Source organism: Serratia sp. CY37869 (assembly GCF_052168895.1).
Taxonomy (GTDB): domain Bacteria; phylum Pseudomonadota; class Gammaproteobacteria; order Enterobacterales; family Enterobacteriaceae; genus Serratia; species Serratia ureilytica.
Map to the genome: position 1 here is coordinate 1224405 of NZ_JBJNLU010000001.1, position 21549 is coordinate 1245953.

The following is a 21549-nucleotide window of genomic DNA, read 5'->3' on the forward strand; positions in this document are numbered from 1 at the left end:
GGGTAAATGTCAGCTTTAAATCGTGGCACACAGACGCTATCGCCGAGGCTGTAACTCGCCGTTTAGCTATGTTAACGTGGCCGGAATGAAAATTGTTATCAGGAGTTTACGATGGATGCTCTGGATCTTTTATTGAATCGTCGCTCGGCTTCGCGCCTGGCGGAACCGGCGCCGGCGGGGGAAGTGCGCCAAAACATCATCAACGCGGGCCTGCGTGCGCCCGATCACGGCGCGCTGCAGCCGTGGCGTTTCGTGATGATCGAGAATCAGGGCCTGGAGCGTTTCAGTCAGCTGCTGCAGGCGGCGGCGAAGCAGGATCAGTTGGATGAAGCGGCGATCGAAAAAGCCACCAAGGCGCCGTTCCGCGCACCGCTGATCATCACCGTCATCGCGCATTGCACTGAAGAGACCAAGGTGCCGCGTTGGGAGCAGGTGGTTTCCGCCGGTTGCGCCGTGCAGGCGATGCAGATGGCGGCGCTGGCGCAGGGCTTTAACGGCATCTGGCGCACCGGCGCCTGGACCGAGCATGCGCTGGTGCGTGAAGCCTTCGGTTGCCGCGAGCAGGACGAGATCGTCGGTTTCCTCTATCTGGGCACGCCGCAGCTGAAGGCCGCCACTAAAGTGACGCCGCCGGACAGCACGCCTTTCGTCAGCTATTTCTAAGTATTATCCGACGGGGCGCGGCGAAAATGCGCCAAACCCCGCAAAATTGCATGGTTTCTGAGCAGGCCGTTCGCTTATCGGCGGCCCGCTCTTATCAATCCCCTCGGCAAGCGCTACCCTATGTTATCTTGAGTGCCGTTATCGAAGGGAGTGGACTATGACATCGCCAGCGATCCGTTTAACCCAGTACAGCCATGGCGCTGGCTGCGGCTGCAAAATCTCACCGAAAGTTCTCGAAACCATCCTGCACAGCGAGCGGGAGAAATTTGTCGATCCGCGTCTGCTGGTCGGCAATGAAACCCGCGACGACGCGGCGGTATATGACATCGGCAACGGCGTCGGCATTATCAGCACCACCGATTTCTTCATGCCGATCGTCGACGATCCGTTCGATTTCGGCCGCATCGCCGCCGCCAACGCCATCAGCGACGTGTACGCCATGGGCGGCAAACCGATCATGGCGATCGCCATTCTCGGCTGGCCGATCGCCAAACTGCCGCCGGAGGTGGCGCAGCAGGTGATCGACGGTGGGCGTTTCGCCTGCCAGCAGGCGGGGATCGCGCTGGCCGGCGGCCACTCCATCGATGCGCCTGAACCTATCTTCGGCCTGGCGGTCACCGGCGTGGTCAATACCGAGCGGGTGAAGAAGAACAGCGCCGCGCGGGCCGGGGCTAAACTCTATCTGACCAAGCCGCTGGGCATCGGCGTGCTGACGACCGCCGAGAAGCAAAGCAAGCTGCGCCCCGAGCATCATGGGCTGGCGACGGACGTGATGTGCCGCCTTAACAAGCCGGGCGCCGACTTTGCCGAGGTGGCGGGCGTCACGGCGATGACCGACATCACCGGTTTTGGCCTGCTGGGCCACCTGAGCGAGGTATGTCAGGGTTCCGGCCTGCAGGCGACGGTCTGGTTCGATCGGGTGCCGAAGCTGCCGGACGTCGAGGCGTATATTGCCGAGGGCTGCGTGCCGGGCGGTACCGGGCGCAACTTCGACAGCTATGGCCATCTGGTGGGAGAGATGAGCGATCTGCAGCGCCAGTTGCTGTGCGATCCTCAGACCTCCGGCGGTTTGCTGTTGGCGGTATTGCCGGAGGCGGAAGCGCAGGTGCTGGCGATTGCCGAACAGCATGGCATTACGCTCAACGCCATCGGCGAGCTGCATGTGGCATCGGCCGATAAGCCGCTGATCGAGGTCGTGTAGTGTCCAACATGCAAGGAAGGCCGGACAGCGACAATTACCAACGCATTTTCCTGCAGGACGTGCCGCTGATTGACGTGCGCGCGCCGATCGAGTTTCAGCAGGGCGCCTTCGCTCAGGCGCTGAACCTGCCGCTGATGATCGACAGCGAGCGGCAGGCGGTGGGCACCTGCTATAAACAGCATGGGCAGCAAGCGGCGATAGCGCTCGGCCACAGTCTGGTGAACGGCAAACTGCGCGAACAGCGCACCGCCGCCTGGCTGGCGGCCTGTGCGCAGCGGCCCGAAGGCTATCTCTATTGCTTCCGCGGCGGTCTGCGCTCGCAGCTGGTGCAGCAATGGTTGCATGAGGCCGGCGTCGAGTACCCGCGTATCATTGGCGGTTATAAGGCGCTGCGCAATTATTTGCTCGGCGTGCTGGCGCAAAGCGCAGCATTGCCGATGGCCCTGGTGGGCGGCAATACCGGCAGCGGCAAGACGTTGCTGGTCAACGAACTGGCCGACGGCGTCGATCTGGAAGGTGCGGCGCGCCATCGCGGTTCATCTTTTGGTCGAACGCTGGCGGGCCAGAGCTCGCAGATCGATTTTGAGAATCGTCTGGCTGTGTTATTGCTGAAAAAACAGCATGGTGGCAGCCGCCGTTGGGTGCTGGAAGACGAAGGGCGGATCATCGGCAGCAACAATTTGCCGCTGCCGTTGTTCAATGGGATGCAGCAGGCGCCGGTGGCGGTGATCGACGATCCGTTCGACATTCGCCTGGCGCGTTTGCAGGCGGAATATATCGACGGCATGCGCGAACAGTTCGAACAGGCCTATGGCATGGAAGAGGGCTGGCGACAGTACGACGACTATCTGCACCACGGCCTGTTCGCCATACGCCGCCGCCTGGGGCTGGAACGCTTCCAGCAGCTAACGCAACGACTGGAAGCGGCGCTGCGGACACAGCGGCTCAGCGGCCAGGGCGAGGCGCACCGCGAGTGGCTGGCGCCCCTGTTGCAGCAGTACTACGATCCGATGTATTGCTATCAGTTGGAAAAGAAAGCCCAGCGGATTGTCTTCCGTGGGAACTATGCAGAAGTAAGAGAATTCTTGATGACGTTCAGCCAGAAAAACGGTGAATAATGCGACTGTTCATAGCCGAGAAACCGAGTTTGGCGCGCGCCATTGCCGACGTATTGCCCAAGCCGCATCGCCGCGGCGACGGGTATATCGCCTGCGGCGGCAACGATGTGGTGACCTGGTGCGTCGGCCACCTGTTGGAGCAGGCTCAGCCTGACGCTTATGACAGCCGCTATGCGCGCTGGTCATTGGCGGATCTGCCGATCATTCCCGAAAAATGGCGGTTGCAGCCGCGGCCTTCGGTCAGTAAACAGCTCAACGCCATTAAAAAGTTGCTGCTTGAAGCCGATGAAGTAGTTCACGCCGGCGACCCGGATCGTGAAGGGCAGCTGCTGGTGGATGAGGTGCTGGACTACCTGGATCTGACGCCGGAAAAACGCCAGAACGTGCGCCGCTGTCTGATCAACGATCTCAACCCGCAGGCGGTGGAACGCGCGGTTGAACGCCTGCGCGACAACCGTGACTTCATCCCGCTGTGCGTGTCCGCCCTTGCGCGCTCACGCGCCGACTGGCTGTACGGCATCAATATGACCCGCGCTTATACGCTGCTGGGCCGCAACGCCGGTTATGACGGCGTGTTGTCGGTGGGCAGGGTGCAGACGCCGGTGCTGGGGTTGGTGGTGCGGCGCGATGAAGAGATCGAAAACTTCGTGCCGAAAGACTTCTTTGAGGTCAAGGCGCACATCGTTACGCCGAAAGAAGAGCGTTTCGTGGCGCTGTGGCAGCCCAGCGAGTCGTGCGAGCCTTATCAGGACGAAGAGGGGCGCTTGCTGCACCGGCCGTTGGCGGAGCACGTGGTCAAGCGCATCGAGGGCCAGCCGGCGCTGGTCACGTCCTATAACGATAAACGGGAATCAGATACCGCGCCGCTGCCGTTTTCGCTCTCCACGCTGCAAATCGAAGCGGCCCGGCGTTATAACCTCAGCGCCCAACAGGTGCTGGACGTTTGCCAGCGGTTGTACGAAACCCATAAATTAATCACCTATCCGCGTTCCGACTGCCGCTACCTGCCGGAAGAACATTTCGCCGGCCGTCACGCGGTGCTGAACGCCATCAGCGTGCACCAGCCTGAGCTGTATCCGCAGCCGGTGATCGACAGCGATCGCCGCAACCGTTGCTGGGACGATAAAAAAGTCGATGCGCACCACGCTATCATTCCCACCGCCCGTGCCGGCAAGATTAATCTGACTCAGGATGAACGGAACGTGTATGGGCTGGTGGCGCGCCAGTATCTGATGCAGTTTTGTCCGGATGCGGTATTCCGCAAATGCGTGATTGAGCTGGATATCGCCGGCGGCAAATTTATCGCCAAGGCGCGTTTCCTGGCGGAAGCCGGTTGGCGTACGCTGCTGGGCAGCAAGGAGCGCGACGAAGAAAACGAAGGCGCACCGCTGCCGGTGGTGGCTAAAGATGATGAGCTGCTGTGTGAGCGCGGTGAGGTGGTGGAGCGCCAGACGCAGCCCCCGCGGCCGTTTACCGACGCCAGTCTGTTGTCGGCCATGACCGGCATTGCGCGCTTCGTACAAGATAAAGCGCTAAAGAAAATCCTGCGGGCGACCGATGGTTTAGGTACGGAAGCGACGCGAGCGGGGATCATCGAATTGCTGTTCAAACGGGCGTTTCTGTACAAGAAGGGACGCTATATTCACTCCAGCGAAACCGGGCGCGCGTTGATTCACTCGCTGCCGGATCTTGCTGCGCGTCCTGATATGACGGCAAACTGGGAGGCAACGCTGACGCAAATCAGCGAGAAATCCTGCCGTTATCAGGACTTTATGCAGCCGTTGGTCGGCACGCTGCAAGAGCTGATTTATCAGGCCAAGCAGAGCCGGGCGAGCATGGCGTTCCGTGGGTTGCCGCCGCCGCCTTCCAGCGGAGGCAAAAAACGCAGGAAAAGCGCCGGCAAGGCGCAGGAGAAGAGTGAATGAAGCACGGACTCAATGGGGTGCTGGCTGCCGCTGCCCTGGCCTACTGCGGCCTGGCGGCCGCCAACCGGGGCGATGTGGACGTGGTGTTGCCGGTTTCGCCGGAGATTTGGGGGACGGCGAAAAACGGCGCCAATTCGCCACCGGCGCAACCCTGCAACCGCTGTTGCGTCTACCAGAATCAAAACTATTCCGAAGGCGCGGTGCTCAAAGTCGAAGGAGAAGTGCTGCAGTGCGTGCGTGAGCCTAACACCATCGGCACCAACCCCTTGATTTGGGTGCGATTGAAGAAGTGACCATGTAACCTATCGCCGCGCTCAGCGTGCATCGCCTTGCGCGGCGATATAGTCCGCCAGCAGTGGAACGTCGGCCGGGGCCAGGGTATATTCCTGCGCCTGTTGCGGCGTGACCCACACCAGCGCTGAGTGACAATGCAGCTGCAATTCACCGGAGAACTCCGCGACTCGCCAGGCGTGTAGCCGGATGAGGCGTTCGCCTTGCTGCCACTGATTGCAGCCCACATAGTTGCCGATACGGGCGCAAATCCCCAATTCTTCATCCAGTTCGCGCGCCAGCGCCTGCGGTTGGCTTTCACCCGGCTCAACTTTGCCGCCGGGAAACTCCCACAGACCGGCCTGATCGCTGTCTGCGCCGCGCTGGGCCAGCAAAATGCGGCCATTTTTTTCCAGAATGGCGGCTACCACGTCGATAATTTTCATTGGCTTCACAGAGTAAAACCCCGGCGGACGCCGGGGTGATGGGGTTACAGCGTAAATTCCGCCCAGACCGGCGCATGGTCGGAAGGTTTCTCCATGCCGCGGGTTTGGTAATCGATGCCGGTGGCGATGCAGCGCGAAGCCAGCGGGGTGCTGGCCAGCAGCAGATCGATACGCAGGCCGCGGTTGTCGTCGAACCCTTTGGAGCGGTAGTCGAACCATGAGAACTCGTCGTTGCGCCCCGGGTTGGCGTGGCGGTAGGTATCGACCAGCCCCCAGTTCAGCAGGCGATCCATCCATTCGCGCTCTTCCGGCAGGAAGGAGCATTTACCGGTGCGCAGCCAGCGTTTGCGGTTGTCTTCGCCGATGCCGATATCGTAATCGCTGGGGCTGATATTCATGTCGCCCATGATCAGCACCGGGGATTCCGCCGACAGCTGCTGCTCCAGGTAGTTTTGCAGATCCTGATAAAAGCGTGTTTTAGCCGGGAATTTGATCGGGTGGTCGCGGCTTTCACCTTGCGGGAAGTAGCCGTTGATCACCGTCAGCGTGCCCTGCGGCGTAGCCAGATCGGCCATGATGATGCGACGCTGCGCGTCTTCTTCATCGGTCGGGAAGCCGCGGCGCACGGCCAGGGGCTCCGCTTTGGTCAGCAGCGCCACGCCGTAATGGCCTTTTTGCCCGTGATAGAACACGTGATAGCCGTGCTGGCTGACTTCTTCCAATGGGAACATGTCATCGTGAACTTTGGTTTCCTGCAGACCGATCACGTCGGGCTGGTGCTGTTCGATAATTGCCGCCAGCTGATGCGGACGCGCGCGCAGTCCATTGATATTAAAAGAGACAAACTTCATGAGCGGTGCCGTTTTCACGAGAAAAATGTGCTGTGATAGTAGCAGAGTTTGGCGGGAAATGTAACGCAGACAGCGGCGAGCCCGCTGACTGCGCAGCCGGCATTATTTCGCCCAGCGGTCGTAATTTTTGGGTTGATAGTCGTCAAACTGTTGCAGCAGCGTTTGCGCCGATTCGCTGATGTGCAGCGTACCGAGATAGTCGTGGCGCATGAAGCCCTGATCGGCGACGTGTTCGAGGAACTGGCTCAGTGGGCGGTAGAAACCGTTGACGTTCAGCAGGCCGACCGGTTTGTTGTGATACCCGATTTGCCCCCAGGTCCAGATTTCAAACAGCTCTTCCAGCGTGCCGATGCCGCCGGGCAGGGCGATAAAACTGTCCGCCAGCGCCGCCATACGGGCTTTGCGCGTATGCATGTCTGGCACCACTTCCAATTCAGTCAGGCCGCGATGCGCCGTTTCCGCTTCAACCAGGCGCTCGGGGATAATGCCGACAGCTTCACCGCCCGCCGCCAACACCGCGTCCGCCACAATCCCCATCAGTCCTTTTTTGCCGCCGCCGTAGATTAAACGGCGTCCCTGTGCGGCCAGCAATTGCCCCAGTTGGCGAGCCTGCTCGGCATAAGCGGGATTGACACCTTCGCTGGCGCCACAAAAAACGCAAATATTGTTTCGCATCCACCTGTTCCTTACTGCACTAAAGAAGCCAGTGGTATAGCGAATTGTCGGCCGGAGTTCAAGTTACGGGCGAAGGAGCGTAATAAAACGTCTGGATGAAAGCGGTTAATAAGGGGAGATAACTTGATATATTGATACGAGAACATTGGATGCAACGTGTTGGATGCGATGTGCTTTAAGTGGGTTTTGGGATTTTCTGTAAGAGATGGTGGTGGGGGAAGGATGATTCGTCGCTGCGCGACTCACCCTGCGGGCCGCGCTGAAGCGCGTTGTCTCACTGCGTGAGACTCGAACCTTGGTCGAAGCTTCTTATCCTTCCCCAATACGGAGCATTATGAATGCGATGTGCTTTTAATTCGGTTTTGGGATTTTCTGTAAGAAATGGTGGTGGGGGAAGGATTCGAACCTTCGAAGTCAGTGACGGCAGATTTACAGTCTGCTCCCTTTGGCCGCTCGGGAACCCCACCATGGTATTCATGGATTTGCTGATTTTTTAAGGAATGGGCTAAATTCCTATTGTGTGCTTCTAAGGATGACCGCGCTAAAGCGCGTTGTCTCGCTGCGCTCGGCTCGAACCTTGTCGAAGCTTCTCATCCTCCCCCTCGGCGTTTAATGATATTTCAGCTTTCGCTTCAAGTTCATCAACAGAGAGAAGATGGTGGTGGGGGAAGGATTCGAACCTTCGAAGTCAGTGACGGCAGATTTACAGTCTGCTCCCTTTGGCCGCTCGGGAACCCCACCATATACATGGCTATTTAACTGGCCTTGCTTGCGAGAGCGCTGTCTCGGTAAGCGGGGCGCATCATATCAAATGAAGCGGATGTGTAAAGCATTGAAATGCAGAAAATGAATCGTTTGCCGTTTTTTTATTCTTGGCGGTGCATCCCTGAACGAAATGCACCGATTTATTGAGCGATTACAGAATAACGGTGCGATTGCCGTAGACGAAGACGCGCTGCGCCAACACCTGATACAGTGCTCGGCTGAGCACGTTTTTCTCTACGTCGCGGCCGGCGCGCATCATATCCTCGGCGGAATAGGTGTGATCGACGTGGATCACGTCCTGCATGATGATCGGGCCTTCGTCGAGATTGTCGTTAACGTAGTGAGCCGTGGCGCCGATGATTTTCACGCCGCGTTCGTAGGCCTGGTGATAAGGCCGCGCGCCGATAAACGCCGGCAGGAACGAATGGTGAATGTTGATCACCTGATTCGGATAATGTTGCACAAAGGCCGGCGTCAGCACGCGCATATATTTGGCCAACACCACGTAATCCGGCTGATATTGATCGATCTTGGCCGTCATTTCGCGGTCGTGCTGTTCGCGCGTCAATCCTTCGTGGCTCACCAGATGGAAAGGAATATCGAAACGCTCCACCAGCGTTTGCAGCGTGTCGTGGTTGCCGATTACGGCGGCGATCTCAACGTCGAGGCCGCCATAGGCGCTTTTCATCAACAGATCGCCCAGGCAGTGTGCCTCTTTGGTGACCAGCACCACGATGCGCCGACGTCCGGTGCTGTGCAACTCACGCAGCGAACCTTCCGGCAGGGCGCTGTCCAGATCGGCCAGCAGCGTGTTGTCGTTGAAAATGCCTTCCAGCTCGGTGCGCATGAAGAAACGCCCGGTGCGGTGATCGACGAACTCATTATTCTGGACGATATTGAGCTCGTGTTTGTAACAGATGTTGGTGATCTTGGCGATCAGCCCTTTGGCGTCCGGGCAGATGGTGCGTAACACTTTTCGTTGTACATTTTGGTGTGGCATGGGTTTGAGGATCCTGTCTGATACTGAACGGCCTGTCTGCGCAGGCGTTAACGTGAAGCGCCGGCCGGCTAGCGCCCGCAGCACTTCTTATATTTTTTCCCTGAGCCGCAGGGACATATCGCATTTCGGCCGGGCTGGGGTTTGCTGCCGTCGATATAATACCAACGTTGATCGCGACGAAGGAAGCGTGAGCGCTCATGCATCGCCTGGGGCTCGCCGCTTTCGCCATCGGTGAAGCGGGCGATGAATTCGACGAAGCCTTCGTCCGGCTCATGGCCGGTTTGCTCCTCGACGATCGTCAAGCCCAGCCATTCGGTGTTTTTGAAACTGTCGACGATCGCATTGCGCCATGCTTCGGCGCCGCAGTCGGGGTGCCAGGTGGCGATCAGATAGTCGACGTTATGATTCACGTAGGCGGTGAAGCGTGAACGCATCAGTTGGCCGGGCGTCGGCGCCGGCTGACTGCCGCTGATAAAAGGGGCGCAGCACGCGTTATACGCCAGTCCGCTGCCGCATGGGCATGATTCGGGCAAAATAACTCCTGAGAAAACGAGGCTGAAAATGAATTTAGCGCATATGTTACCTAACAATATTCGTCAGTGACAATCTACCCTGAAAGCAGAGAACACCTTTTACCGAGAGGATGGCGCTATGCGGCAAATCAAGATCGGACTGGCGCTGGGGGCGGGCTCGGCTAAAGGCTGGGCGCACATCGGCGTGATCAATGCGTTAAAGAAACTGGGGATTGAGGTCGATATCGTTGCCGGCTGCTCTGTCGGTGCGTTGGTGGGGGCGGCATTCGCCAGTCACCGTTTGCCGGTGATGGAGCAGTGGGTGCGGTCGTTCAGCTATTGGGACGTCATTCGTCTGATGGATTTTTCCTGGCAGCGCGGCGGTTTGTTGCGCGGCGATCGGGTGTTCACTGCCGTCGGGCAACTGTTGAAGGTCAATGATATTGCCGAATGTGCGCTGAAGTTCGGCGCCGTGACGACCAATCTCAGCACCGGCCGCGAACTGTGGCTGACCGAAGGCGATATTCATCAGGCGGTGCGCGCTTCTTGCAGCATGCCAGGCCTATTGGCGCCAGTGTGGGCCGACGGCTATTGGCTGGTGGACGGCGCAGTGGTCAATCCGGTACCGGTGTCGCTCTGCCGGGCGCTGGGCGCCGATATTGTCATTGCGGTCGATCTGCAGCATGACGCGCATTTGATGCAGCAGGATCTGTTCTCGATACGCGGCGAGGACGAAAGCCCGGACGATACGCCTGCGGAGACCTGGCGCGGGCGCCTGCGGGAGCGCGTCGGCAGAATGCGCAAGCGCAAACCGACGACGGCGCCGACGGCGATGGAGATTATGAGCACATCGATTCAAATGCTGGAAAATCGCCTGAAGCGCAACCGGATGGCGAGCGATCCGCCGGACGTTTTGATCCAGCCTTTTTGCCCGCAGATCTCAACGCTGGATTTCCACCGCGCCGATGAAGCGATCGAGGCGGGGTTGCTGGCGGTTGAAAAACAACTGGATCGGTTGTTGCCGTTGATAAAAAATAGATAATTCTCGGTTCTTGGTTGGCAATGCGCGGTTGGTCTGTTTCAGACGAGCATAAGTGACCTTTTTGAGCCACTATTACACTATGGAAAGGGACGAGGCTCGGCTGATGGCATTACCACTCACTCACAAGCGTATCTTGATCGTTGAGGACGAACAGGTTTTTCGTTCCGTGCTGGTCGGTTATCTGACCTCGCTGGGCGCTGAAACCGGCGAGGCGACCAACGGTTTACAGGCGCTGAGTGCCGTCGATGACTTCAAGCCGGATCTGATTCTGTGCGATCTCGCGATGCCGGAAATGGGCGGCATCGAATTCGTTGAACACCTGCGTCTGCAGGGGCTGCAGATCCCGGTGCTGGTGATCTCCGCTACCGACAAGATGGCGGACATCGCCAAGGTGCTGCGTTTGGGCGTACAAGATGTGCTGCTGAAGCCGCTGACCGATCTCAATCGCCTGCGTGAGGCGGTGCTGGCGTGTTTATACCCCAATATGTTTACCTCCCAGGCGATTGAAGAGGTTGAGCTGTTTCAGGATTGGGACGCGCTGAGCAAGAATCCTTCCGAAGCCGTCAAACTGCTTAAGCAATTGCAGCCGCCGGTACAGCAAACCATTGCGCATTGCCGGATCAACTATCGCCAGTTAACCACGGGCGAAAATCCCGGGCTGGTGCTGGATATCGCGGCATTGTCAGAAAAAGACCTGGCGTTCTATTGCCTGGACGTCACGCGCGCCGGTGATAATGGCGTATTGGCGGCGCTGCTGTTACGCGCATTATTTAATGGGTTGCTGCAAGACCATCTGGCTAATCAACAACATCGCCTACCGCAAATGTCGGCATTGTTAAAGCAGGTTAATCAATTATTGCGGCAGGGGAAATTAGACGGCCAATTCCCGCTGTTGCTGGGATATTATCACGCCGAAAATAAAAACCTGATTCTGGTTTCCGCCGGGCTGCATGCCAACGTCAATACCGGCGACAATCAAATTCAGCTGAGCAACGGCGTGCCGCTGGGCACGCTGGGCGCCACCTACATGAACCAGATCAGTCAACGCTGTACGGCCTGGCAATGTCAGGTATGGGGCAGCGGCGGCCGATTGCGGCTGATGCTCAGCGCTGAATAATGGACGTTGATCGGCGATATCTTAAGCTATTCACTTATCGGTAATTAAACCGTCTATTTCTTCTCCCGATTATCAGAACGGGTAATAGTCCTAAATGTTTTCTATTTGTGTTCTGGTTAATGCCAGGCGCGCATAAGCTGGTATACTCCGAAGGTTTTTTTATATCGAGCCCAAGCTCATAAAATGAGCGCTTCAGCTTTAAGAGAGGAAATAATGCCTGCTGTAAATCGCAAAGTCAGAAAAGCCGTGATCCCGGTTGCAGGCTTGGGTACGCGGATGTTGCCGGCCACCAAAGCCATTCCGAAAGAAATGTTGCCGCTGGTTGATAAACCGCTGATCCAATACGTCGTCAATGAGTGCATTGCGGCAGGGATTAACGAGATTGTGCTGGTCACCCACTCCTCCAAGAACTCGATCGAAAACCATTTTGATACCAGTTTCGAACTGGAAGCGATGCTGGAAAAACGCGTCAAGCGTCAACTGCTCGATGAAGTGCAGTCAATCTGCCCGAAGGGCGTTACCGTGATGCAAGTCCGCCAGGGGAATGCCAAAGGCTTGGGGCACGCGATTATGTGTGCCTACCCGATGGTGGGCGATGAACCGGTCGCGGTGGTGTTGCCGGACGTGATCCTTGATGAATACAGTGCCGATCCGAAAAAAGACAACTTGCACGACATGCTGCAGCGCTTCGAAACCACCGGCATCAGCCAGATCATGGTTGAACCTGTGCCGCATAAAGATGTTGGCAACTACGGCGTAGCCGACTGTAAGGGCGTCGAATTGCATCCGGGCGAAAGCGCGCCGATGGTCAGCGTGGTCGAGAAGCCGTCGCCGGAGAAAGCGCCTTCCAACCTGGCGATTGTCGGTCGTTATGTCCTCTCCGCCGATATCTGGCCGCTGTTGGCGAAAACGCCTCCGGGCGCCGGCGACGAAATTCAGCTGACTGACAGTATCGAAATGCTGATGCAGCAGGAAACGGTGGAAGCGTATCACCTGAAAGGCGTGAGCCATGACTGCGGTAACAAACTCGGTTACATGCAGGCCTTCGTGGAATACGGCATGCGCCATGCCAGCCTGGGCAAAGAATTTTCTCAGTGGCTGCAACAGGTTGTTGCCGCTGACAAGAAGTAATTGAGTGATCTTTCGTCTTAATTTGAAAAACTAGGATTTTCACATGAAAGTAACAGTTTTTGGTATTGGTTATGTGGGTCTGGTGCAGGCCGCCGTACTGGCTGAAGTAGGCCATGACGTTATGTGTATTGACGTCGATGAGCGAAAAGTCGAAAACCTGAAAAAAGGGAATATCCCGATTTTCGAACCGGGTCTGACGCCGCTGGTGCAGCAAAACTATGAGGCCGGCCGTCTGCATTTCACCACCGATGCCAAAGCGGGCGTGGCGCACGGGACTATCCAGTTCATCGCCGTCGGCACGCCGCCGGATGAAGACGGTTCCGCCGATCTGAAGTACGTCACCGCGGTGGCGCGCACTATCGCCGAGCACATGACCGATCGCAAAGTGGTGATCGACAAATCCACCGTGCCGGTCGGTACGGCGGACAAGGTGCGTCAGGTGATGGCTGAAACGCTGGCGAAACGCGGCAGCAACGTGCCGTTTGACGTGGTATCCAACCCGGAATTCCTGAAGGAAGGCGCGGCGGTGGCAGACTGCATGCGTCCTGAGCGCATCGTGATCGGTACCGACAATAAAGATGTGATCGAGCCTATTCGCGAGCTGTACGAACCGTTTAACCGCAATCACGATCGTATGATCATGATGGATATCCGCAGTGCGGAGCTGACCAAATATGCCGCTAACTGCATGCTGGCGACCAAGATCAGTTTTATGAACGAAATGTCCAACCTGGCGGAAATGCTGGGCGCGGACATTGAGAAAGTGCGTCAGGGCATCGGTTCTGACTCACGCATCGGCTATCACTTCATCTACCCGGGTTGCGGCTACGGCGGCTCTTGTTTCCCGAAAGATGTCCAAGCGCTGATCCGCACGGCGGAGCAGATCGGTTACCAACCGAAGCTGCTGCAGGCGGTAGAGCAGGTCAACTATCAGCAGAAAGACAAGCTGAACAGTTTTATCAACGACTACTTCGGCGGCGATCTGAAGGGCAAAACCTTCGCGCTGTGGGGGCTGGCGTTCAAGCCGAATACCGATGACATGCGTGAAGCTTCCAGCCGCGTGCTGATGGAACAGCTGTGGGCCGCAGGCGCCACCGTTCAAGCCTACGATCCTGAGGCGATGAACGAAGTTCAGCGCATCTATGGCCAGCGTGACGATTTGAAGCTGGTGGGCACCAAAGAGGCTGCATTGCACGGCGCCGATGCGCTGGTTATCTGCACCGAATGGCAGAACTTCCGCGCGCCGGACTTTGATGTGATCAAGGGCGCGTTGAAGCAGCCGGTGATCTTCGATGGCCGTAACCTGTACGATCCGGAGCGTTTAGAGAGCCGCGGTTTCACCTATTACGCAATTGGCCGTGGCGCCTCGATTAAACCGGTTATTTAAGGAGTGAGCATGAAATTCCTGGTTACAGGCGCCGCAGGGTTTATCGGTTATCACGTTGCAGAGCGTTTATTGACCGCCGGTCATCAGGTTGTCGGCATTGATAACCTGAATGATTATTATGACGTGGGCCTGAAAATGGCCCGTCTGGACAGGCTGGCGGATAAGCCGGGATTCCGCTTTATCAAGCTGGATTTGGCCGATCGTGAAGGCATGGCGGCATTGTTTGCCGAGCATCAGTTCCAGCGAGTCATTCATTTGGGGGCTCAAGCCGGCGTACGTTATTCGCTGGTCAATCCGTTGGCTTATGCCGATGCCAACCTGATCGGTCATTTAAACGTTTTGGAAGGCTGCCGTCATAATAAGGTTGAGCATTTACTTTACGCCTCTTCCAGCTCGGTATATGGCCTGAATCGCAAGCTTCCATTCGCCACCGAAGATTCTGTCGATCATCCGGTGTCACTGTATGCGGCGACTAAAAAAGCCAATGAGCTGATGTCCCACAGCTATTCCCATTTATACGGTCTCCCGACGACCGGGCTGCGGTTCTTTACCGTATATGGTCCCTGGGGGCGTCCGGATATGGCGCTGTTCAAATTTACCAAAGCCATATTGGCCGGGGAGAGCATCGACGTATATAACCACGGTGAAATGCACCGCGATTTTACTTACATCGATGATATCGCCGAGGCGATAGTGCGGTTGCAGGCGGTTATTCCGCAGGCGGATCCGTCATGGACCGTTGAGCAGGGCTCGCCGGCAACCAGTTCCGCGCCGTACCATGTTTATAATATCGGCAATAGTGCTCCTGTTAAACTGATGGAATATATCAGCGCTCTGGAGCAGGCATTGGGGGTAACGGCCCGTAAGAATATGCTGCCGATGCAACCGGGCGATGTGATGGATACCAGCGCGGATACGGAAGAGCTTTATCGTGACATTGGTTTTAAACCGGAAACCAGCGTTGAAGAGGGCGTGAAGCGCTTTGTTGACTGGTATAAGGCATTCTATCAGGTTCAATAATTGAACGAGGATAAATGCGATAGAAGGGGCCTTTAGGTCCCTTTTTTTTCGCTGCGCTCTCATGTACGGCGCAAAAGCGAATTAGGATATTTACTAAAAGGAGAGAGGAATGACGGGATCAGGGTTATACGCTCTAAAAATGAAAAGGCCCCCCGCAGGGAGCCTTTCAGATACGGACTGAATCGCTATTACAGCAGGAAATCATCCAGAGATTTACCTTGCTCTTCGATTGCTTTCTTAATCACCGCAGGAGTACGGCCTTGGCCGGTCCAGGTTTTCAGTTCGCCGTTTTCGTCTTTATATTGGTATTTAGCTGGACGTGCTGCACGTTTTGCTTTGCCGGCAGCCTTGTTGGCAGCCATGGTTTGCAGCAGTTCATTTGGATCGATACCGTCAGCAATCAGCATTTCGCGGTATTGCTGCAGTTTACGAGTGCGTTCTTCGATTTCTGCTTGAGCCTGGCTGTCTTCTTCGCGACGTTCGTTCACAACAACTTCCAGTTTCTCGAGCATTTCTTCCAGCGTTTCCAGTGTGCATTCTCTTGCCTGGGCGCGCAGAGTGCGGATGTTGTTCAAAATCTTTAATGCTTCGCTCATTGTCCTAGTCTCAAATTATATTGGTGGGGGGCGTCTCGATAATAATAGAGTGCTCTTTTCTTTTCTGCAATAGCCAAATTGGCTTGAATACTCAAATTTACCTTTAAAAAAACCGTTAATCGGATCAGTCCGACTAATAATAGGAAGGGCTGTTAACTATTACCCTTGGCACGCTTAAGTCAAAATTTCAGCAGACAGGCTTTAAAAGGCGCGTATCACAAGGCTTTCATCGATAAGTTATCGTAGTAATTTATATCAATATTACAATGAGTTCTGTGGGCTTAATCACGCCACGGCAGGCCAGACATTGTAAACAATAGGGGTATATAGGTAAAGATTGCGTCAGTAAACCTTGGCGCGTCGGCGCAGGTGATTAAATGCCCGGTATTGGGCTCGCGTATAATAGACGGGGGGCTCCGCCGCGGCTGCAGCGCCAGCGAGAGGGAATGGGCAAGTCGGCATTAATGGGCAAATCACCGGGCTTAACCATTAGCAAGAATTAATAGTGATGACAGGCATACATTATCCTGTAAATAGCTGTAAAAAGAACAGGCCGACAGAACGATATGTTTCGCTTGAAAGCGCATTATTACGGCGAACGCAATATTCGTTCGCTTTGGGCTGAGGCGGAGGGCAGGTTATGGTACACTTACCGTCCTAATCAACATTTTGAATATTTCTTATACCATCGGAGTTGCGGGGCCATGGCTCAACTTTATTTTTATTACTCTGCGATGAATGCCGGCAAGTCCACCGCGCTGCTACAGTCTTCATATAACTATCAAGAGCGCGGTATGCGCACGCTGGTGTTCACTGCGGAGATCGATCACCGCTTTGGCGTAGGCAAAGTCAGTTCGCGCATTGGTTTATCCTCGCAGGCGCAGCTCTATAACAACGACTCGATGCTGTACGCCATGATCCAGCAAGAGCATCAACAGCAGCCGGTGCATTGTGTGCTGCTGGATGAAAGCCAATTCCTGACCAAAGCGCAGGTTGAGCAATTATGCGATGTGGTGGACCAACTGGACATTCCCGTATTGTGTTACGGCTTGCGTACCGATTTTCTCGGCGAGTTGTTTACCGGCAGCCAATATTTGCTGGCCTGGGCCGATAAGCTGGTGGAATTGAAAACCATCTGTCACTGCGGGCGTAAAGCCAACATGGTGTTGCGGTTGGATGAGCATGGCAAGGCGATGCACGCCGGCGAGCAGGTGGTGATTGGCGGTAACGAGAGCTATGTCTCCGTCTGTCGCAAGCATTATAAAGAGGCGATCCACTCCCTGGAGTAGGGGCGAAAATGCCGCCAGCGCCCGCTGAGGCGTTTTGGCGGCGGGATAAGAAAAACCGCGCGCCAGACGCAATAAAAAACCCGCCATTCGGCGGGTTTTTTCATCGGTTCACGGAACCGTTATTTCTTGGGCTTCTTTACTGCGGTTTTGGCTGCGACCGGTGCAGCCGCTTCCTCTTCCACCGTTTCGCTGAACTCGCGGCCATAGAAGGTATCCAGCATGATTTGCTTGAGTTCGGCAATCAGCGGATAGCGTGGGTTGGCGCCGGTGCATTGGTCGTCGAAAGCGTCTTCCGACAGCTTGTCGACTTTCGCCAGGAAGTCGGCTTCTTGCACACCCGCCTCACGGATGGAAGCTGGGATGCCCAACTCGGTTTTCAGCTCGTCCAGCCAGGCCAGCAACTTCTCAATCTTCTGCGCGGTGCGGTCGCCCGGTGCGCTCAGGCCGAGGTGGTCGGCGATTTCAGCGTAGCGGCGGCGCGCCTGAGGGCGGTCGTACTGGCTGAAGGCCGTCTGCTTGGTCGGGTTGTCGTTCGCGTTGTAACGAATGACGTTGGAAATCAGCATCGCGTTAGCCAGGCCGTGCGGAATGTGGAACTCCGAACCCAGTTTGTGCGCCATGGAGTGACAAACCCCGAGGAAGGCGTTGGCGAAAGCGATACCGGCGATGGTGGCGGCGTTGTGCACGCGTTCACGGGCAACCGGGTTCTTCGCGCCTTCTTTATAGCTGGCCGGCAGATACTCTTTCAACAGTTTCAACGCTTGCAGCGCCTGGCCGTCAGAGTATTCGTTCGCCAGCACCGACACGTAGGCTTCCAGCGCGTGGGTCACCGCATCCAGGCCGCCGAAGGCGCACAGGGATTTCGGCATGTTCATCACCAGGTTGGCGTCGACAATCGCCATGTCTGGGGTCAGCGCATAGTCGGCCAGCGGGTATTTCTGCCCGGTGGCGTCGTCGGTCACGACGGCGAATGGCGTGACTTCCGAACCGGTGCCTGACGTCGTGGTGATGGCGATCATCTTCGCTTTCACGCCCATTTTCGGGAACTTGTAGATACGCTTGCGGATGTCCATGAAGCGCAGCGCCAGATCCTCGAAGTGGGTTTCAGGATGTTCGTACAGCACCCACATGATTTTCGCGGCGTCCATCGGCGAACCGCCGCCCAGCGCGATGATGACGTCCGGTTTGAAGGAGTTCATCTGCTCGGCGCCTTTACGCACGATGCTCAGCGTCGGATCGGCTTCCACTTCGAAGAACACTTCGGTTTCGATGCCGTGTGACTTGAGAACCTTGGTGATCTGGTCAGCATAGCCGTTGTTGAACAGGAAACGGTCGGTCACGATGAAGGCGCGTTTCGCCCCGTCGGTCGCCACTTCTTCCAGCGCGATTGGCAGCGAGCCACGGCGGAAGTAGATCGATTTCGGAAGTTTATGCCACAACATGTTTTCTGCTCGCTTCGCTACAGTTTTCTTGTTGATCAGGTGCTTAGGTCCGACGTTTTCAGAGATGGAGTTACCACCCCAGGAACCGCAACCCAGCGTCAGCGAAGGCGCGAGTTTGAAGTTATACAGGTCGCCGATACCGCCCTGAGAAGCCGGGGTGTTGATCAGGATGCGAGCCGTTTTCATTTTATCGCCGAAGTAGGCGATGCGAGCCGTTTGGTTATCCTGGTCGGTATACAGGCAAGAGGTGTGCCCGATACCGCCCATGGCGACCAATTTTTCGGCTTTGGCGACGGCGTCTTCGAAGTCTTTGGCGCGGTACATTGCCAGCGTCGGCGACAGTTTTTCATGGGCGAAAGGTTCGGACTCGTCGACCAGCTTCACTTCGCCAATCAGCACTTTGGTGTTGGCCGGCACTTTAATGCCCGCCATCTCGGCGATTTTCGGCGCGGATTGCCCGACGATGGCCGCGTTCAGGCCGCCGTTTTTCAGGATGATGTCCTGCACCGCCTTCAGTTCTTTGCCCTGCAGCAGATAGCCGCCGTGGGAAGCGAAGCGCTCGCGTACCGCATCATAGATAGCGTCAACGACGATGACCGACTGTTCGGAAGCGCAGATAACGCCGCTGTCGAAGGTTTTGGACATCAGGATAGAGGCGACCACGCGTTTGATGTCTGCGGTCTCGTCCACCACGACCGGCGTGTTACCGGCGCCTACGCCGATTGCCGGTTTGCCGGAGCTGTAAGCGGCTTTCACCATGCCCGGGCCACCGGTGGCCAGGATCAGGTTGATGTCAGGGTGGTGCATCAGCTGGTTGGACAGCTCGACGGTAGGTTGGTCGATCCAACCGATGATGTCTTTCGGCGCGCCGGCGGCGATAGCGGCTTGTAGCACGATGTCGGCGGCTTTGTTGGTGGCATTTTTCGCACGCGGGTGCGGCGAGAAGATGATGCCGTTGCGGGTTTTCAGGCTGATCAGCGCTTTGAAGATCGCGGTAGAAGTTGGGTTGGTGGTAGGAACGATACCGCAAATCAGGCCGATAGGTTCGGCGATGGTGATGGTACCGAAAGTGTCATCTTCAGACAGGATGCCACAGGTTTTTTCATCTTTATAGGCGTTGTAGATATACTCGGAAGCGAAGTGGTTTTTGATCACTTTGTCTTCGACGATACCCATTCCGGATTCTTCCACGGCCATTTTGGCCAACGGGATACGGGCATCAGCAGCGGCGAGGGCGGCAGCGCGGAAGATTTTATCCACTTGCTCTTGAGTGAAGTTGGCATATTCGCGCTGGGCTTTTTTGACACGTGCGACAAGCTCGTTCAGTTCAGCGACATTCGTTACAGCCATAATGCTCTCCTGATAATGTTAAACTCTTTCAGTAAATAAGCCGTGCGAGCCACTAGTATAGTCGTAACGGGGATAAGCGGTGATGAGAATACCGGGGTCTTCCCGCGTTATTTCTTCGCATGCTGCTGATTTGCTTAAAGAGCTTCACCCTACGCCAACCGGAGGGGCAGGCAGTGAGGAGAACGGAACGGCCTACTTTGTTCTACTCCCTGACTACGACTAAGAGCTTACCCACTGTTGGGTAGTTGATTTGTGATCTAAATCATGAAAAGTGCAAGCTGACACCTTTCAGCTTGGTGTTTTTGAGAGTGATTCTCAATAACTGTGATCGGTGACTCTTTTTTCAACATAAAAAATCAAAAGGCCATACATCACTTTAACAAAGGGCATTTGTTTTGTTGCCTAACTTGCTGGTAGTCAAAAATGCTGCTCTGGCCGGATGGATTACCCGCGGCAATTCCATTACATTAGCGCGCATAGTCAGCACACCTTTACAGCAATTAACGCGGAGCCATCTGTGGGCCAATCTCTGTTGGATCTTTCCGGCTTTATCAAGTTCTTTGTCGGTCTGTTTGCGCTGGTCAACCCGGTGGGCATCTTGCCGGTGTTTATCAGCATGACCAGTTACCAGGCGGAAGCGGGGCGCAATAAAACCAACCTGACCGCCAACCTGTCGGTTGCCATCATTCTATGGACATCTCTGTTCCTGGGGGAAGGGATATTGCGGATGTTCGGCATCTCCATCGATTCGTTCCGCATCGCCGGCGGTATTTTGGTGGTGACCATCGCCATGTCGATGATCAGCGGCAAGCTGGGTGAAGATAAGCAGAACAAACAGGAGAAATCGGAGAGCGCGATCCGCGAAAGCATCGGCGTGGTGCCGTTAGCGCTGCCGTTGATGGCGGGGCCGGGGGCGATCAGTTCCACCATCGTGTGGAGTTCCCGTTATCACAATTGGCAAAGTCTGCTCGGCTTTACGGTGGCGATCGCCTTATTCGCTTTTTGCTGCTGGTTATTGTTCCGCGCCGCGCCGCTGTTGGTGCGTTTGCTTGGGCAGACCGGCATCAACGTGATCACCCGTATCATGGGCCTGTTGCTGATGGCGCTCGGGATCGAATTTATCGTTACCGGCATTAAGGCGATATTCCCCGGCCTGTTGTAATCGCTCTCGTTTGGCCGCGCCTCTGTCCTTGAGCGCGGCTAAAATTAATTTTAAAAGTTAAATTATTTATTGGTTCGCATTATTATAGTGCACAAGATGAATAAAATTTATGCCATTGCACTCTTATGTTGCATAAATCTCATGTTGCTGCTTAAAAAAAACGCTAAGCGTTATTTAAGACACTTTTCTTTCCCCATTTCCGCGCGTTTTCTCCTCGTTAAACGGTAAAGCTGTTGTTAAATTAATCACATCATTCTGTGGGGCTTGTCTCACTTTCATCCAGGTGTTATTAGTGATTAACCGCCTGTAGGCAGGTGTTTGTTCTTTGAATGGCTGGTTTGTTAACTGAATGTTTCTTTGTGCGGCAATGGTATTGCGCCGACAGTTTCAAATGAAACTAATTTTGAGTTTTCTCCTTTAAAATCAAAGTTGTTTTCATGTTTTCCTTTGCCCTTCATCACAAGGGCTGGATCGGGCTTGGTGCGATAAAAGAGAATTGCTTAACATTTTTGTAAAATTTATTGGCTATGGAATTTGGCTTCTGCTAATTTCCGAGCAACTTTCCCGTGGTCAATTAACTGAAATGC

General features: G+C 55.7%; 19 protein-coding genes, 2 tRNA genes and 1 other RNA gene. 12 read left to right on the top strand and 10 right to left on the bottom strand.

Annotated features, from left to right (window positions below):
* Window positions 1-111: 111 nt before the first annotated feature.
* The 5 genes from ACJ8J1_RS05910 to ACJ8J1_RS05930 all read left to right on the top strand — a co-directional run bounded on the left by ACJ8J1_RS05910 (window position 112) and on the right by ACJ8J1_RS05930 (window position 5200).
* Window positions 112-663: an NAD(P)H nitroreductase gene (locus ACJ8J1_RS05910; protein WP_004932204.1), complete on the top strand. Its 552-nt coding sequence runs from the start codon at window positions 112-114 to the stop codon at window positions 661-663.
* A gap of 157 nt (window positions 664-820) precedes the next feature.
* Window positions 821-1864, top strand: coding sequence for a selenide, water dikinase SelD (gene selD, locus ACJ8J1_RS05915; RefSeq protein ID WP_033643310.1), 1044 nt, complete (start codon window positions 821-823; stop codon window positions 1862-1864).
* An 8-nt stretch (window positions 1865-1872) separates the two neighbouring features.
* A complete protein-coding gene (gene mnmH, locus ACJ8J1_RS05920) occupies window positions 1873-2982 on the top strand; it encodes a tRNA 2-selenouridine(34) synthase MnmH (protein WP_033644287.1) in 1110 nt (369 codons plus the stop codon).
* Window positions 2982-4907 (top strand): DNA topoisomerase III, encoded by a 1926-nt coding sequence (locus ACJ8J1_RS05925; protein WP_033643309.1) that lies wholly within the window; start codon window positions 2982-2984, stop codon window positions 4905-4907. Before mnmH ends, ACJ8J1_RS05925 begins: the two co-directional genes overlap by 1 nt.
* Window positions 4904-5200: a YnjH family protein gene (locus tag ACJ8J1_RS05930; RefSeq protein WP_033643308.1), complete on the top strand. Its 297-nt coding sequence runs from the start codon at window positions 4904-4906 to the stop codon at window positions 5198-5200. The genes ACJ8J1_RS05925 and ACJ8J1_RS05930 overlap by 4 nt, the downstream gene beginning before the upstream one ends.
* A gap of 21 nt (window positions 5201-5221) precedes the next feature.
* On the opposite strand, the gene ACJ8J1_RS05935 is transcribed toward ACJ8J1_RS05930, so the two are convergent.
* From ACJ8J1_RS05935 to ACJ8J1_RS05970, 8 genes are all read right to left on the bottom strand, one after another.
* Window positions 5222-5623: a pyrimidine (deoxy)nucleoside triphosphate diphosphatase gene (locus tag ACJ8J1_RS05935; protein WP_033643307.1), complete on the bottom strand. Its 402-nt coding sequence runs from the start codon at window positions 5621-5623 to the stop codon at window positions 5222-5224.
* Between the two features lie 44 nt (window positions 5624-5667).
* The gene (xthA, locus tag ACJ8J1_RS05940; RefSeq protein WP_004932192.1) at window positions 5668-6474 is read right to left on the bottom strand and encodes an exodeoxyribonuclease III; all 807 of its coding nucleotides are present in this window, start codon (window positions 6472-6474) and stop codon (window positions 5668-5670) included.
* A 102-nt stretch (window positions 6475-6576) separates the two neighbouring features.
* Entirely contained in the window at window positions 6577-7149 is a 573-nt protein-coding gene (locus ACJ8J1_RS05945; protein ID WP_004932190.1) for a TIGR00730 family Rossman fold protein, read from the bottom strand.
* Window positions 7150-7355: 206 nt separating this feature from the next.
* A non-coding RNA gene (locus ACJ8J1_RS05950) (RtT sRNA) lies at window positions 7356-7483 on the bottom strand.
* 48 nt (window positions 7484-7531) lie between these two features.
* A tRNA-Tyr gene (locus ACJ8J1_RS05955) sits at window positions 7532-7616 on the bottom strand.
* 189 nt (window positions 7617-7805) lie between these two features.
* A tRNA-Tyr gene (locus ACJ8J1_RS05960) sits at window positions 7806-7890 on the bottom strand.
* Between the two features lie 175 nt (window positions 7891-8065).
* Window positions 8066-8914: a formyltetrahydrofolate deformylase gene (gene purU / locus ACJ8J1_RS05965; protein WP_004932187.1), complete on the bottom strand. Its 849-nt coding sequence runs from the start codon at window positions 8912-8914 to the stop codon at window positions 8066-8068.
* Window positions 8915-8982: 68 nt separating this feature from the next.
* Complete coding sequence (locus tag ACJ8J1_RS05970; RefSeq protein WP_033643306.1) at window positions 8983-9447, bottom strand: YchJ family protein; 465 nt, start codon at window positions 9445-9447, stop codon at window positions 8983-8985.
* 118 nt (window positions 9448-9565) lie between these two features.
* Between ACJ8J1_RS05970 and rssA the strand changes: the two genes are divergently transcribed.
* The 5 genes from rssA to ACJ8J1_RS05995 all read left to right on the top strand — a co-directional run bounded on the left by rssA (window position 9566) and on the right by ACJ8J1_RS05995 (window position 15123).
* Window positions 9566-10468: a patatin-like phospholipase RssA gene (gene rssA, locus ACJ8J1_RS05975; RefSeq protein WP_033643305.1), complete on the top strand. Its 903-nt coding sequence runs from the start codon at window positions 9566-9568 to the stop codon at window positions 10466-10468.
* Window positions 10469-10571: 103 nt separating this feature from the next.
* The gene (gene rssB / locus ACJ8J1_RS05980; RefSeq protein ID WP_004932178.1) at window positions 10572-11585 is read left to right on the top strand and encodes a two-component system response regulator RssB; all 1014 of its coding nucleotides are present in this window, start codon (window positions 10572-10574) and stop codon (window positions 11583-11585) included.
* 213 nt (window positions 11586-11798) lie between these two features.
* Complete coding sequence (galU, locus tag ACJ8J1_RS05985) at window positions 11799-12716, top strand: UTP--glucose-1-phosphate uridylyltransferase GalU (protein WP_033650221.1); 918 nt, start codon at window positions 11799-11801, stop codon at window positions 12714-12716.
* 43 nt (window positions 12717-12759) lie between these two features.
* Entirely contained in the window at window positions 12760-14103 is a 1344-nt protein-coding gene (locus ACJ8J1_RS05990) for a UDP-glucose dehydrogenase family protein (protein WP_033643303.1), read from the top strand.
* Window positions 14104-14112: 9 nt separating this feature from the next.
* Window positions 14113-15123, top strand: coding sequence for an NAD-dependent epimerase (locus ACJ8J1_RS05995; RefSeq protein ID WP_033643302.1), 1011 nt, complete (start codon window positions 14113-14115; stop codon window positions 15121-15123).
* A 188-nt stretch (window positions 15124-15311) separates the two neighbouring features.
* Here the strand turns inward: ACJ8J1_RS05995 and hns are convergent, their stop codons facing one another.
* Window positions 15312-15719, bottom strand: a complete 408-nt coding sequence (gene hns / locus ACJ8J1_RS06000) for a histone-like nucleoid-structuring protein H-NS (RefSeq protein ID WP_004932170.1) — start codon at window positions 15717-15719, stop codon at window positions 15312-15314.
* A 704-nt stretch (window positions 15720-16423) separates the two neighbouring features.
* On the opposite strand from hns, the gene ACJ8J1_RS06005 reads away from it, so the two are divergent.
* The gene (locus ACJ8J1_RS06005) at window positions 16424-17008 is read left to right on the top strand and encodes a thymidine kinase (protein ID WP_033643301.1); all 585 of its coding nucleotides are present in this window, start codon (window positions 16424-16426) and stop codon (window positions 17006-17008) included.
* 119 nt (window positions 17009-17127) lie between these two features.
* Here ACJ8J1_RS06005 and adhE read toward each other — a convergent pair whose 3' ends face one another.
* The gene (gene adhE / locus ACJ8J1_RS06010) at window positions 17128-19800 is read right to left on the bottom strand and encodes a bifunctional acetaldehyde-CoA/alcohol dehydrogenase (protein WP_033643300.1); all 2673 of its coding nucleotides are present in this window, start codon (window positions 19798-19800) and stop codon (window positions 17128-17130) included.
* A 517-nt stretch (window positions 19801-20317) separates the two neighbouring features.
* Here adhE and ACJ8J1_RS06015 point away from each other — a divergent pair.
* Window positions 20318-20962, top strand: coding sequence for a YchE family NAAT transporter (locus ACJ8J1_RS06015; RefSeq protein ID WP_015378089.1), 645 nt, complete (start codon window positions 20318-20320; stop codon window positions 20960-20962).
* Window positions 20963-21549: the final 587 nt, after the last annotated feature.

Bases quoted from the DNA above. Each gene is read 5' to 3' on its own strand.
- hns (WP_004932170.1), bottom strand. From the start codon at position 15,719: ATGAGCGAAGCATTAAAGATTTTGAACAACATCCGCACTCTGCGCGCC.
- xthA (WP_004932192.1), bottom strand. From the start codon at position 6,474: ATGAAGTTTGTCTCTTTTAATATCAATGGACTGCGCGCGCGTCCGCAT.
- ACJ8J1_RS05995 (WP_033643302.1), top strand. From the start codon at position 14,113: ATGAAATTCCTGGTTACAGGCGCCGCAGGGTTTATCGGTTATCACGTT.
- purU (WP_004932187.1), bottom strand. From the start codon at position 8,914: ATGCCACACCAAAATGTACAACGAAAAGTGTTACGCACCATCTGCCCG.
- selD (WP_033643310.1), top strand. From the start codon at position 821: ATGACATCGCCAGCGATCCGTTTAACCCAGTACAGCCATGGCGCTGGC.
- ACJ8J1_RS06005 (WP_033643301.1), top strand. From the start codon at position 16,424: ATGGCTCAACTTTATTTTTATTACTCTGCGATGAATGCCGGCAAGTCC.
- ACJ8J1_RS05930 (WP_033643308.1), top strand. From the start codon at position 4,904: ATGAAGCACGGACTCAATGGGGTGCTGGCTGCCGCTGCCCTGGCCTAC.
- rssA (WP_033643305.1), top strand. From the start codon at position 9,566: ATGCGGCAAATCAAGATCGGACTGGCGCTGGGGGCGGGCTCGGCTAAA.
- adhE (WP_033643300.1), bottom strand. From the start codon at position 19,800: ATGGCTGTAACGAATGTCGCTGAACTGAACGAGCTTGTCGCACGTGTC.
- mnmH (WP_033644287.1), top strand. From the start codon at position 1,873: ATGCAAGGAAGGCCGGACAGCGACAATTACCAACGCATTTTCCTGCAG.
- ACJ8J1_RS05910 (WP_004932204.1), top strand. From the start codon at position 112: ATGGATGCTCTGGATCTTTTATTGAATCGTCGCTCGGCTTCGCGCCTG.
- ACJ8J1_RS05990 (WP_033643303.1), top strand. From the start codon at position 12,760: ATGAAAGTAACAGTTTTTGGTATTGGTTATGTGGGTCTGGTGCAGGCC.
- galU (WP_033650221.1), top strand. From the start codon at position 11,799: ATGCCTGCTGTAAATCGCAAAGTCAGAAAAGCCGTGATCCCGGTTGCA.
- rssB (WP_004932178.1), top strand. From the start codon at position 10,572: ATGGCATTACCACTCACTCACAAGCGTATCTTGATCGTTGAGGACGAA.
- ACJ8J1_RS05945 (WP_004932190.1), bottom strand. From the start codon at position 7,149: ATGCGAAACAATATTTGCGTTTTTTGTGGCGCCAGCGAAGGTGTCAAT.
- ACJ8J1_RS05935 (WP_033643307.1), bottom strand. From the start codon at position 5,623: ATGAAAATTATCGACGTGGTAGCCGCCATTCTGGAAAAAAATGGCCGC.
- ACJ8J1_RS05925 (WP_033643309.1), top strand. From the start codon at position 2,982: ATGCGACTGTTCATAGCCGAGAAACCGAGTTTGGCGCGCGCCATTGCC.